Source organism: Micromonospora sp. NPDC048170, assembly GCF_040652795.1.
Classification (GTDB): domain Bacteria; phylum Actinomycetota; class Actinomycetes; order Mycobacteriales; family Micromonosporaceae; genus Micromonospora.
In genome coordinates this window covers 134,367-146,190 of sequence record NZ_JBEZMR010000005.1, presented here as the reverse complement: position 1 = coordinate 146,190, position 11,824 = coordinate 134,367, and the positions used below count along the sequence as shown (strand labels likewise).

The following is an 11,824-nucleotide window of genomic DNA, read 5'->3' as shown; positions in this document are numbered from 1 at the left end:
CGGATGTCGGTGTGCTCGCCTAGGGTCGGGCGCATGACCGAGTTCGACGCTGCTACCGCCGCCGTGCAGGCCGCGCTCGACGCGGGAGCCCGCTACGCCGACGCGCGGGTGATGCACCGCCGCTACGAGTCGATGTCGGCCCGCAACGGCGACGTCGAGGAGCTGACCCAGGACGAGAGCATCGGGCTGGGCGTCCGGGCACTTGTCGGTTCGAGCTGGGGCTTCCACGCCGTACCGGACCTGTCGGACGCCGCCGCCCGCGAGGCCGGCCGGCGCGCCGCGCGGATCGCCGCCGCGAGCGCGCGGGTGCCGGGGCCGCCGATCGACCTGGTGCCGGCCGAGGCGGTCACCGCGAGCTGGGCCTCCCCCTGCGCGGTCGACCCCCTCGGCGTGCCACTCTCCGACAAGGGCGACCTGCTGGTCGGGGCGACCCGGGCCATGGCGGAACACGGCGCCGACGTGGCCGAGGGCCTCTACCAGATCTGGGACACGGCCAAGTGGTTCGTCTCCAGTGAGGGGCACCGGATCGACCAGCGCATCCGGGAGTGCGGCGGCGGGATCTCCGCCACCTCCGTCGGCGACGGCGAGACCCAGCGCCGTTCCTATCCCAGCTACCGCGGCCAGTACGGCACCACGGGGTGGGAGCTGGTCGAGTCACTCGACCTGGCCGCGCACGCGGCGCGGATCGCCGAGGAGTCGCGGGCGCTGCTCACCGCGCCGCCCTGCCCCGCCGGGGAGACCGACCTGATCCTCGGCGGCGAGCAGCTCGCCCTCCAGATCCACGAGTCGGTCGGGCACGCCATCGAGCTGGACCGGATCCTCGGCTGGGAGGCCGCCTTCGCCGGCACCTCCTGGTTGGACCTGACCCAGCTCGGTTCGCTGCGCTACGGCTCCGAGCTGATGAACGTCACCATCGACCCGACCATCCCCGGCGCGTTGGGCAGTTTCGGCTTCGACGACGAGGGCTCCCCCGCCGTGCGGCGGGACGCGGTGCGCGAGGGGCGGTGGGTGGGTGTGCTCGCCGGCCGCGACTCGGCCGCCGTCGCCGGCCTGGACCACGGCGGCAGCGTACGCGCCGACGGCTGGGCCCGGCTGCCGATGGTGCGGATGACCAACGTGGGCCTGGAGCCCGGCCCGCACACCCTGGAGGAGATCGTCGCCGCGACCGACGACGGGGTGCTGATGGACGTCAACCGCTCCTGGTCCATCGACGACAAACGGCTCAACTTCCAGTTCGGCTGCGAGATCGGCTGGGAGGTGAAGAAGGGCCGGCGGGGGCGAATGCTGCGCAACCCCACCTACACCGGCATCGGGCCGCTCTTCTGGCGGTCCATGGACATGCTCTCCTCGGAGACCGTCGCGTGGGGCACCCCGAACTGCGGCAAGGGCCAGCCGGGGCAGACCGGCCACACCGGCCACCCGGCCGCTCCGGCGCGCTTCCGCGACGTCCGCGTGGGAGTCCGCGCGTGAGGGCGGGTCCCGCAACCGCGAAGGAGAGATACACCGGTGAGCGAGGGATGCGGCATGAGTGAGCTGGAGATCGCCGGTCGGCTGGTGGAGCTGGTCCGACGCCTCGGCGGGCCCGACGCACAGGCCGAGGCCGTGGTCACCCGGTCCGATCTGGCGCTGACCCGGTTCGCCAACTCCTTCATCCACCAGAACGTGGCCGAGTCCGGCATCGGGGTGCGGCTACGGCTGCACGTCAACGGGCGTACGGCCGCCGGCAACGGCAGCGTGGTCACCACCGAGGGGCTGACCGCGCTGGTCGAGCGCACCCTCGCCGCGGCGCGGCTCTGCCCGCCCGACCCGGCCTGGCCCGGGCTCGCCCCGCCGGCACCGACACCGTCCGCCGTGGCCGTCGACGAGGCCACGGCACACGCCGAGCCGGACGAGCGGGCCGAGCGGGTACGCGCCTTCGTGGCGGCGGCCGGCGGGCTGGAGGCGGCCGGCTACTGCCGCACGGCGCACCGCTCCTCGGCGTTCGCCAACTCGGCCGGGCACACGGCGCAGGGTCGCGCCGCCGAGGCCTCGATGGACGGCATCGCCCGCACGGGCGGCTCGGACGGCGTGGCCCGGCTCCACGCCGACCGGCTGGCCGATGTCGACGGTGCCGCGCTCGGCGCCCGGGCCTCGGCCAGGGCCCGCGCGGCGGTCGACCCGGTGGAGCTGCCGCCCGGCCGCTACGAGGTCGTGCTGGAGCCGGCCGCGGTCGCCGACCTGCTCCAGAATCTCGCCTGGCACGGTTTCAACGGCAAGCGGTACGCCGAGCGGCAGTCCTTCGCCGAGCCGGGGGCGGCCCAGTTCGACCCGGCGGTCACGCTGGTCGACGATCCGCTCGGCGGCTCCGGGCTGCCGTTCGACGCCGAGGGCACGCCCCGGCGGGCGCTGACCCTCGTGGAGGCGGGCACCACGCGGGCGGTGGCGCACGACCGGCGTACCGCCGCCGAGGTCGGCGCGGCCTCGACCGGGCACGCGTCGCCCGGTGCCCCCGCCTGGGGTCCGATGGCCCGCAACCTGCGCCTGCGTCCCGCCGCACCGGCCGGGGCCACCACCATCGGCGGATCGGCCAATGCGACGCCGGCCGACGCGACACCCGGCGGCGCGGCGGGAGCAGCCGGGGGCGTGCCGGGGGCGGTGGTCGACGCGGACACCGCCGCGCTGGTCGGGCGGGTGCGGCGAGGATTGCTGGTCAGCGACCTCTGGTACACCCGGGTGCTCGATCCGCTGAGCCTGGTCCTCACCGGCCTGACCCGCAACGGCGTCTGGCTGATCGAGGACGGCGTGGTCACCCGGGCCGTCCGCGACCTGCGCTTCACCGAGTCCTATCCCCGCGCCCTCGGCCCGGGCGCGGTGCTCGGAGTGGGACGACGGGCGGTGCGCCAGCCGGACCGGCTGGACGGGGTGTGGTGGGAGGCGCCGCCGCTGCGGCTCGCCTCGTGGAACTTCACGGGCGGCGCCTCCGGCTGAGCCCGTCGCGCGGCGGCGGCTGCCGACCCCGGCAGCGCGCCCTCCACGACGGACTCCGGCCGGTGACGCTTCCGGGTGAGTCGCCGCCGTACGCCGGACAGGCGCCTGGTGAGGTTCTTAACATCCGGACATCGATCATCGTTCGGGGCTTTCCACCGGCCGAAACACACGGGACACTGCCTTGCGCGGACGGCTCGCAAAGATCGGCGTAACGTGTGTCACTTAGCTGCGCCGGATCGTCGGCGCGGTCGTTGGTGTGCGCATGACGTGGCAAGCGGGTGCGGGTTCGCCGGTCCGCGTGCCGACCGAACTTGATCCGCCCGCACCTGCGGGCCCCGTCAGGGAGACGACTCAGATGACATCAACGTCGGCCACGCCGCCGACCCTCAGGCCGCGGGGAGGGCGGGCGCGCGCCGCCATCGCGGCGAAGACGTTGCGTACCGACCGCTGGTGGCTCGCCCCGCTGATCACCGTGATCGGGCTCGGCGCGTGGATCGCGTACGCGACGGTCCGGGTCTTCATGCACAAGTGGTACTGGGTCGAGGACTTCCACTACCTGACCCCGTTCTACTCCCCCTGCGTGACGGACCGGTGCATCGAGGAGGCGTCCCACTTCGGACGGTTCCTGCCGGGCTGGTGGATCATCCCGGATGCCGCGCTGACGCTGCCGTTCCTGCTGCTGTTCCGGCTCACGTGCTACTACTACCGCAAGGCGTACTACCGGTCGTTCTGGCTGTCGCCGCCGGCCTGCGCCGTGCCGGACGGGCACCAGTCCTACAGCGGCGAGACCCGTTTCCCGCTGCTCGGCCAGAACCTGCACCGCTACTTCTTCTACGCCGCGGCGATCATCTCGCTGATCAACACCTGGGACGCGATCCTGGCCTTCCACTCACCGAAGGGCTTCGGGTTCGGGCTGGGCAACATCATCCTGCTCGGCAACGTGGTCATGCTGTGGGCGTACACGATCTCCTGCCACTCGTGCCGGCACATCATCGGCGGGCGGCTGAAGCACTTCTCCAAGCACCCGGTGCGCTACCGGGCCTGGACCTTCGTCTCCGCCCTGAACGTCCGGCACATGCAGCTCGCCTGGATCACCCTCGGCACGCTGGCCCTGACGGACTTCTACGTCATGGCGGTCGCGGCCGGCTGGTTCAACGACCTGCGGTTCATCAACTAGAGGGCCCCTGACATGACCAATCCTCACCACCACACGAGCTCCACCACGCGAATCGAACGACACCACTACGACGTCGTCGTGATCGGGGCCGGCGGCGCCGGCCTGCGCGCGGCGATCGAGGCCCGGCTCGCCGGCAAGAAGACGGCGATCATCTCCAAGTCGCTCTTCGGCAAGGCGCACACGGTGATGGCCGAGGGCGGCGCCGCCGCCGCGATGGGCAACGTGAACAGCCGGGACAACTGGCAGGTGCACTTCCGCGACACGATGCGCGGCGGCAAGTTCCTCAACAACTTCCGGATGGCCGAGCTGCACGCGAAGGAGTCGCCGCAGCGGATCTGGGAGCTGGAGACGTACGGCGCGCTCTTCGACCGTACGAAGGACGGGAAGATCTCGCAGCGCAACTTCGGTGGCCACGAGTATCCCCGGCTGGCGCACGTCGGCGACCGGACCGGCCTGGAGCTGATCCGCACCCTCCAGCAGAAGATCGTCTCGCTCCAGCAGGAGGACAAGCGGGACCACGGCTCGTACGACGCCCGGATCAAGGTCTTCGCCGAGACCACCATCACCGAGCTGCTGCTCGACGGCGACCGGGTCGCCGGGGCGTTCGGCTACTACCGGGAGTCCGGCGAGTTCGTCCTGTTCGAGGCGCCGTCGGTGGTGCTGGCGACCGGCGGTGTCGGCAGGTCCTACAAGGTCACCTCGAACTCCTGGGAGTACACGGGTGACGGGCACGCGCTGGCGCTGCGGGCTGGCGCGACGCTGATCAACATGGAGTTCCTCCAGTTCCACCCGACCGGCATGGTCTGGCCCGTCTCGGTGAAGGGCATCCTGGTCACCGAGTCGGTGCGCGGCGACGGCGGCGTGCTGAAGAACTCCGACGGCAAGCGGTTCATGTTCGACTACGTCCCCGACGTCTTCCGCAAGCAGTACGCGGACAACGAGGCCGAGGCGGACCGCTGGTACAAGGATCCGGACAACAACCGGCGCCCCCCGGAGCTACTCCCGCGCGACGAGGTGGCCCGGGCGATCAACAGCGAGGTCAAGGCCGGCCGGGGCACCCCGGCGGGCGGCGTCTACCTGGACATCGCCTCCCGCCTGCCGGCGGAGGAGATCCGTCGCCGCCTGCCGTCGATGTACCACCAGTTCAAGGAGCTGGCCGACGTCGACATCACCAAGGAGCCGATGGAGGTCGGGCCCACCTGTCACTACGTGATGGGCGGCATCGAGGTCGACCCGGACAGCGGGGCGGCGTTCGGCCACGTGCGGGGGCTCTTCGCGGCGGGCGAGGTGTCCGGCGGGATGCACGGCTCCAACCGGCTCGGCGGCAACTCCCTGTCCGACCTGCTGGTGTTCGGCAAGCGCGCGGGCGGCCACGCCGCCTCGTACGCCGACAGCCTCCCCGCGCGCCCGAAGGTGGGCATCGCCGCCGTGGAGGCCGCCGTGGAGACGGCCCTGGCGCCGTTGCAGCGGGACACCGGCGAGAACCCGTACACCCTCCAGCAGGACCTCCAGGCGGTGATGGGGGATCTGGTCGGCATCATCCGGCGCGAGGGCGAGCTGGTGGACGCCCTGGCGCGGCTGGCGGAGCTGCGGGAGCGGGTGGCGAAGGTCAGCGCGAGCGGCGGCCGACGCTACAACCCGGGCTGGCACCTGGCGCTCGACCTGCGCAACATGCTGGTGGTCTCGGAGTGCACGGCGAAGGCCGCGCTGGAGCGGCGGGAGTCGCGCGGCGGCCACACCCGGGAGGACCACCCGGCGATGGACCCGACGTGGCGCCGGGTCAACCTGGTCTGCTCCCTCGAAGGCGACACGGTGCGCCTGGATCGCAAGCCGCTGCCGAAGATGCGCCCGGAGCTGATCGGCCTCTTCGACCGCGCGGAGCTGGCCAAGTACCTCACGGACGAGGAGCTCGCCGAGTTCGACGCTCACGTCGCCGACGTCGAGACCGAGAAGGAGCGCTGACGCAATGGGTAAGCAGAACTCCCCGGCGCCCGGCCGGCCGGGCGCGAAGCGCCAGTTCCGCATCTGGCGCGGCGACGAGAACGGCGGCGACCTCCAGGACTACGCGGTCGAGGTGAACGAGGGCGAGGTCGTCCTCGACGTCATCCACCGGCTCCAGGCGACCGACGCCCCCGACCTGGCCTGCCGCTGGAACTGCAAGGCCGGCAAGTGCGGCTCCTGCTCGATGGAGATCAACGGCAAGCCCCGGCTGAGCTGTATGACCCGGATGTCCACCTTCGCGGAGGACGAGACGGTCACGGTCACCCCGCTGCGCACCTTCCCGGTGATCCGGGACCTGGTCACCGACGTCTCGTTCAACTACGAGAAGGCCCGGGAGACGCCCGCGTTCGCGCCGCCGGCCGAGCTGGCTCCCGGCGAGTACCGGATGCAGCAGGTCGACGTGGAACGCTCGCAGGAGTTCCGCAAGTGCATCGAGTGCTTCCTGTGCCAGAACGTCTGCCACGTCATCCGTGACCACGACGAGAACAAGCAGGCGTTCTCCGGGCCGCGGTACTTCATCCGGGCAGCCGAGCTGGACATGCACCCGCTCGACGCGAAGACCGACCGCAAGGAGTACGCGCACGCCGAGCAGGGCCTCGGATTCTGCAACATCACCAAGTGCTGCACCGAGGTCTGCCCCGAGCACATCAAGATCACGGACAACGGGATCATCCCCATGAAGGAGCGGGTCGTCGACCGCAGGTACGATCCCCTTGTGTGGCTTGGTAGCAAGATCTTCCGGAGGGGTCAGGTGCCTCAGACCATCGTGACCAGCGAGCACGCCAGCGGTGCGGTGCGCGGCAGCGCGGCCCACGGGGGCGTGCACTCGCACGCGGGCGGTTCGCACGACCAGCGGGCCGAGGGGCAGGCGCAGAGCGGGGTCAACTGGGACCGTGAGGTGCCGAGGCCGACCGCGCCGGCTGTCGACGACCGCGGCAGGCTGCCGTTGACGGAGCTCACGTTCGACCGGGCGGCGGCGCCGTCGCCGTTCGGCGACGACGTGAGGTTCCCGCTGCCGCCGGAGCACCTGAACTTCGCCCACCCGGAGCAGGACAAGCACTGAGTGCGCTGAAATGACGGGGGCCGCGGCTGATGCCGCCGGCCCCCGTCCATTTTCGGCCCGGGTGTCCGCTTCCGTTCAGGCCGAGAGGATGGGCCGGAGGGCGGCGACGATGGGCGCGTCGGCGGGGAGCCAGGTGACGCTGTCGAGTTCGTCGGCGGAGAGCCAGCGCAGCGCCGAGTGTTCCAGGGCCTGCGGCTGGTCACCGTGCAGCAGGCGGGCCGCGTACACCTTGAGCACCGAGCGGCCGTGGGCCATCCGGACGTTGCGACCCACCCGGTCGCCGATCTCCACGCGGACGGCCAGTTCCTCGGCGCACTCGCGGGCGAGCGCGGCGGTCTCGCTCTCGCCCGGCTCCACCTTGCCGCCGGGGAACTCCCACATGCCCGCCACCTCGGGCGGGGCGGAACGGGCGCAGGCGAGCACCCGACCGTCCCTGATGATCGCCGCCCCGACGATCACCCTGAGGTCCCGTCGCTCGGCCTGCCCTCCGCCATTAGCCCGTTCGGTCCGCACGGGCGTCCAGCGTGCCAGATCAATAGGCGGTTTGGGTACCGTGGCCGACCGTCAGGGCAGGAGAACCCGGAAGTGTGGGCGTGGACACACCCAGCATGTGAGGACAGACTAGACGGCACCGACAAGACACGGGACGGCGACGATTTGGCCACAAGCCGGCAACGACGCCTGGGAGGTGCGGTGATGCGCGCGCTGTTCAGCGGCCGATCCAAGCACGACTACCTCAGCGACGCTCTCACCCTCCTCACCGGCTGGATCCGGGAGGGTGAGCAGATCCGACGGACCCTCAGCATCGACGACACGCAGCACGCGGCCCTCACCGAGCGGGTGAAGGTGGTCGCCGACTCGCTGCACCTGCGCCCCGAGATCAGCCGCCGGGCCGACGAGACCCAGATCCGGGTCGGGCACGGCAATGCGCCGCTGACCGAGGGCGAGGTCCTGCTGGCCGCCCGCATCGAGGACGCCTACCGCGCGGTCACCCAGTCCTGAACCGCACGCCGGCTCCCGCCACGTCCTGCGGATACCAGCGCAACTCGACGGAGTTGCCGTCCGGGTCCCGCACATAGAGCGAGGTGGCGCTCCCGCGCGCGCCGAACCGGCCCACCGGGCCCTCGATCACCGTGAAGACGCCCGAGCCGACCACCTCCGCCCAGTCGAGCGGCTCGACCACCAGGCAGAAGTGGTCGACGTTGGCTTCGCCCCGGTCCCGGCGGACGAGGTCGATGATGGTCCCCGCGTCGACCCGTATTGAGGGGAACGGGACCGTGCCGGCCCGCCACTCGTCGACCCGCACCGGGGCCAGGCCGAGCAGACCGCAGTAGAAGCCCAGCGCGCGTTCGACGTCGGTCACGTTGAGCACCAGGTGGTCGAAGCCCGTGACCCGCACCGCGCTCATCCCACCTCCAGGTCGTGCGCCTGGCGCAGCCAGTCGGTGAACAGGGCGGAGTCGACGTCGGCGAGGGTCCGCAGCTTGACGGCGGCCATCTGCCGGGCGCCGGGGACGAGCCGCCCCGAAGGGTCGGCGACCTCGCTGCCGCGCCACAGCCCGAAGGTGACGTACGCGCCGTACGCCTTGACCAGGCAGACAGGGCGCTGGCCCGGCCGGTCGCCCAGGCCCCAGACCGGGTGGCCGTGCCACATCGCGCCGGTCGCTCCCGGCAGAGCCGCCTCGATGACGGGGAGGAGCTTCTCGCCGATCTCCCGCAGTGGCGTGTCGAGACCGGCCAGGTAGTCGGTCACTGTCTTCGTTTCCATGCCCTTCACGATCCGCCGGCCGGCCCCGCCGACCAAGACGCGATCGCACTACCATCGTTGAGCCGGATTCAACGATGGGCGAGGGTGTGCTGGAACGACACGAGCTGGAGACCTTCCTGACCCTCGCCGAGGAGCTGCACTTCGGCCGGACGGCGGTGCGCCTGCGGGTGACCACCGGGCGGATCAGCCACGTGATCAAGAAGCTGGAGCGCCGCGTCGGCGCCCCGCTGTTCGCCCGCACCAGTCGTGTCGTGCAGCTCACCCCTATCGGCCGGCAGCTCGCCGAGGACCTGGCGCCACTGGTCGCCGGCATCGACGACGCGGTACGCCGGGCCGTCGACGCGGGACGGGGCGTCACCGGCCGGCTGCGGGTCGCCTTCCTCGGCGAGTGGACCGCCCCGACGCTACTCAAGGCCGTCACCCTGTTCTCGCAACGCCACCCCGAATGCCAGGTCGAGGTGCACGAGGTGCAGCTCTTCAACTCCCGGCAGAGCCTGCTCGACGGCTCGGTCGACATCCTGATGGCCGCGTACCCCTTCGACGGGATGGCCTGCGGGCCGGTGCTGCTGGTGGAGCGGCGCCTGCTCGCGGTGGCCGCCGGGCACCCGCTGGCCCGGGAGGAGTCCGTCTCCCTGGAGACGCTCGGCGACCACCCGGTGGTGCAGTACCCGGCGGTGACCTCGGTGGAGTTCAAGCGCGACCGCACCCCCGAGCACACCCCGGCGGGCCGGCCGGTGCCGAAGGGACCAGCGGGCAACACCTTCTCGGAGATGCTGACGCTGGTCGCCATGGGGCGGGGTGTGCTGCCGGTAGGCGAGCACACCCGCCGCTACTACCCGCGCCCCGACGTGGCGTACGTGCCCATCCGCGACGCGCCGCCGATCCGGCGGGGCCTGGTCTGGCGGGAGAGCAACGGCACGGCCCGGGTCCACGAGTTCGTCCGGGCCGCGACCGACGCGAACACGGCCTGACGCGCGCCTTCGAGTGATCTTGGGCTGGCGCGCCCGGCCTACCGTGGGGTGATGGCCAACGTGACGTACGACCGCAAGGAGCAGTTCCAGCAGATCCAGAGCGGCCTGCTCCACGGGGAACAGATCATCGCCGTCTACGACGCCGTCGGCACCGGGACCGGCTTCATCGGCCTGACCGACCGGCGCGTCATCATCCAGGACCGCTCCTTCGTCGGGAAGCGGTACGCCATCACCAGCATCCCGTACTCGAAGATCACCAGCGTCAGCGTGGTCAGCAACAAGTCGTGGGGCGGCTCGTTCTTCTCCACCGGAGCCATCGCGATCCACGTCGGCACGCACACCTACGAGGTGGAGTTCCGGGGCTCCGAGAAGAGCCACCACGTGCACAACGTCATCCTCCACCACATCAGCTGAGCTTCGGCGGCGACGGCGGGTAGCCGACCAGCGCCCCACCGGCCACTGCCTGGTGCAGGTGATCACGGATGGTCCGGTCACCGGGTCAGCCGTCTCGTGCACGGGCCGTCGTGGTCGGCCCGCAGCAGGCAGCGCCGGCCCTCGGGCAGCCGCAGGTCGCAGAAGACCCGATGGCGTACGCCCTGGTTGTCCTCGGTCGAGACGGTGGTTTCGCCGGGGTCTGCCTGAGCCAACAGCCCGGACCAGCGGGCAACGACCCGGGCGAGCCGTACGGCACCGGCCAGGTCGACGGCGAGCACCGGCAGGTGTACGACGAAGCGTTGCCGGCGGGTCGTCATCGCCGCTGCCCCTCGTTGGTACGCCGAGCCTGCTCGGACTGCCAGCGGCGCAGCGCGTCCTTGATCCGCGTGGCCTCCTGCCGGCTGTTGCCGAGGGCGTCGTAGACGGCGGCCAGATCGACGGCCACCCGGTCGAGGAACTCGTGCACCTCCTCCGGGTCGAGCCCGCGCCGGCCGAACCGGGTGGGCCGGAACCGCCGCTCCCGTACCTGCCAGGGGCGCAGCGGCGAATACGACGCGGACCGGTACTGGCCCGGCTTGTTGACCTGCCTGGCCCCCTCGGGCCGGACGCTACGCCGGAAGAACCGCACGACTGCCTCACCTCTCCGTGGTCCCGGTTATCCGTGGAAGGGGTGGTCCGTCCACCCGCCGCGAGCGGACGGCCCACCCCGGCCCTGCCACCGCAGCCCACCTCGGCAGTACGACAACAGAGCAGCTCAACGACAATGCGGGCAACACGCCAGTTCCCGCCCGAACACCCGCCGTGACTGCGACCATAGCGGTGCAGACATATGGGCACAAGCCCCTTTGCCCCTATGGCCAAAGCCGGAGTTACCCATGGGGTCACAAGGCTGTGAGCATGACCATCGATCCGCGGTCGCACACCCCGGTTTACGTCCAGCTCGCCGACCTGCTCCGCAGCCGGATCGAGTCAGGCCAACTGCCGCCTGGATCGGTCCTGGAGAGCGAGGCGAGACTCAGCCAGGAATATGGGATCGGCCGAGACGCCGTCCGTATGGCCATCTCCGTGTTGCGATCCGAAGGGCTGGTCAGCACCAGCCGAGGTCACGGAACCCGGGTCCGCACGAAGCCGGAGCGCAGAAGGGTCGAGCTGTCGCCAGGCAGTTCGGTGATCAGCCGAATGCCGAACGACGGCGAACGTCGCGCCATGCAGCTCGACGAGGGCGTACCCGTCCTGGAGGTCCGCGACGCCAACGGTGACGTGGAGGTTCTGCCGGGTGACGAGGTCGAACTGACTCGGCCGGAGTCCGACTGAGGACCGCAGGGAAACGGCAACCCGGCGCGGCCTTTCCCAGCTTGCGCAGGTCACGGGTACACCGCTGGCAAGAGTTCCAATTTCGATGAGTGGAACACCATGGACGTCAAACGCGGGCGTTGACGTCCA

Annotated in this window: 14 protein-coding genes; 9 read left to right on the top strand and 5 right to left on the bottom strand. The window is 71.2% G+C overall.

Features of this window, described 5'->3' with window-relative positions; genetic code table 11:
* The first annotated feature begins 33 nt into the window (after positions 1-33).
* From AB0D32_RS11200 to AB0D32_RS11180, 5 genes are all read left to right on the top strand, one after another.
* Positions 34-1,470 carry a TldD/PmbA family protein gene (locus AB0D32_RS11200; RefSeq protein WP_357087796.1) on the top strand — a complete coding sequence of 479 codons (1,437 nt, stop codon included), beginning with the start codon at positions 34-36 and terminating at the stop codon, positions 1,468-1,470.
* A gap of 54 nt (positions 1,471-1,524) precedes the next feature.
* Positions 1,525-2,967 (top strand): metallopeptidase TldD-related protein, encoded by a 1,443-nt coding sequence (locus AB0D32_RS11195; RefSeq protein ID WP_357087793.1) that lies wholly within the window; start codon positions 1,525-1,527, stop codon positions 2,965-2,967.
* Between the two features lie 355 nt (positions 2,968-3,322).
* Positions 3,323-4,144 (top strand): hypothetical protein, encoded by an 822-nt coding sequence (locus AB0D32_RS11190; protein ID WP_357087791.1) that lies wholly within the window; start codon positions 3,323-3,325, stop codon positions 4,142-4,144.
* Between the two features lie 12 nt (positions 4,145-4,156).
* Complete coding sequence (locus AB0D32_RS11185) at positions 4,157-6,106, top strand: fumarate reductase/succinate dehydrogenase flavoprotein subunit (RefSeq protein ID WP_357087789.1); 1,950 nt, start codon at positions 4,157-4,159, stop codon at positions 6,104-6,106.
* A 4-nt stretch (positions 6,107-6,110) separates the two neighbouring features.
* A complete protein-coding gene (locus AB0D32_RS11180; RefSeq protein ID WP_357087787.1) occupies positions 6,111-7,208 on the top strand; it encodes a succinate dehydrogenase/fumarate reductase iron-sulfur subunit in 1,098 nt (365 codons plus the stop codon).
* 75 nt (positions 7,209-7,283) lie between these two features.
* Here the strand turns inward: AB0D32_RS11180 and AB0D32_RS11175 are convergent, their stop codons facing one another.
* Positions 7,284-7,721 (bottom strand): (deoxy)nucleoside triphosphate pyrophosphohydrolase, encoded by a 438-nt coding sequence (locus tag AB0D32_RS11175; RefSeq protein ID WP_357087783.1) that lies wholly within the window; start codon positions 7,719-7,721, stop codon positions 7,284-7,286.
* A 183-nt stretch (positions 7,722-7,904) separates the two neighbouring features.
* Here AB0D32_RS11175 and AB0D32_RS11170 point away from each other — a divergent pair, with 183 nt between their 5' ends.
* A complete protein-coding gene (locus AB0D32_RS11170; protein ID WP_357087781.1) occupies positions 7,905-8,210 on the top strand; it encodes a 4a-hydroxytetrahydrobiopterin dehydratase in 306 nt (101 codons plus the stop codon).
* On the opposite strand, the gene AB0D32_RS11165 is transcribed toward AB0D32_RS11170, so the two are convergent.
* Both AB0D32_RS11165 and AB0D32_RS11160 read right to left on the bottom strand, forming a co-directional pair.
* Positions 8,197-8,616, bottom strand: coding sequence for a VOC family protein (locus AB0D32_RS11165; protein WP_357087778.1), 420 nt, complete (start codon positions 8,614-8,616; stop codon positions 8,197-8,199). The genes AB0D32_RS11170 and AB0D32_RS11165 overlap by 14 nt on opposite strands.
* A complete protein-coding gene (locus AB0D32_RS11160; protein ID WP_357087775.1) occupies positions 8,613-8,975 on the bottom strand; it encodes a DUF1801 domain-containing protein in 363 nt (120 codons plus the stop codon). The genes AB0D32_RS11165 and AB0D32_RS11160 overlap by 4 nt, the downstream gene beginning before the upstream one ends.
* Before the next feature lie 86 nt (positions 8,976-9,061).
* Between AB0D32_RS11160 and AB0D32_RS11155 the strand changes: the two genes are divergently transcribed.
* Positions 9,062-9,946 carry a LysR family transcriptional regulator gene (locus AB0D32_RS11155; RefSeq protein WP_357088082.1) on the top strand — a complete coding sequence of 295 codons (885 nt, stop codon included), beginning with the start codon at positions 9,062-9,064 and terminating at the stop codon, positions 9,944-9,946.
* A 51-nt stretch (positions 9,947-9,997) separates the two neighbouring features.
* Entirely contained in the window at positions 9,998-10,360 is a 363-nt protein-coding gene (locus AB0D32_RS11150) for a PH domain-containing protein (protein WP_357087772.1), read from the top strand.
* 77 nt (positions 10,361-10,437) lie between these two features.
* On the opposite strand, the gene AB0D32_RS11145 is transcribed toward AB0D32_RS11150, so the two are convergent.
* Positions 10,438-10,698: a hypothetical protein gene (locus AB0D32_RS11145; RefSeq protein ID WP_357087770.1), complete on the bottom strand. Its 261-nt coding sequence runs from the start codon at positions 10,696-10,698 to the stop codon at positions 10,438-10,440.
* On the bottom strand, positions 10,695-10,922 hold the full coding sequence (locus AB0D32_RS11140; RefSeq protein ID WP_357088079.1) for a DivIVA domain-containing protein: 228 nt from the start codon (positions 10,920-10,922) through the stop codon (positions 10,695-10,697). Before AB0D32_RS11140 ends, AB0D32_RS11145 begins: the two co-directional genes overlap by 4 nt.
* Before the next feature lie 356 nt (positions 10,923-11,278).
* Here AB0D32_RS11140 and AB0D32_RS11135 point away from each other — a divergent pair, with 356 nt between their 5' ends.
* Positions 11,279-11,695 carry a GntR family transcriptional regulator gene (locus AB0D32_RS11135; protein WP_357087767.1) on the top strand — a complete coding sequence of 139 codons (417 nt, stop codon included), beginning with the start codon at positions 11,279-11,281 and terminating at the stop codon, positions 11,693-11,695.
* The last annotated feature ends 129 nt before the right edge of the window (positions 11,696-11,824 follow it).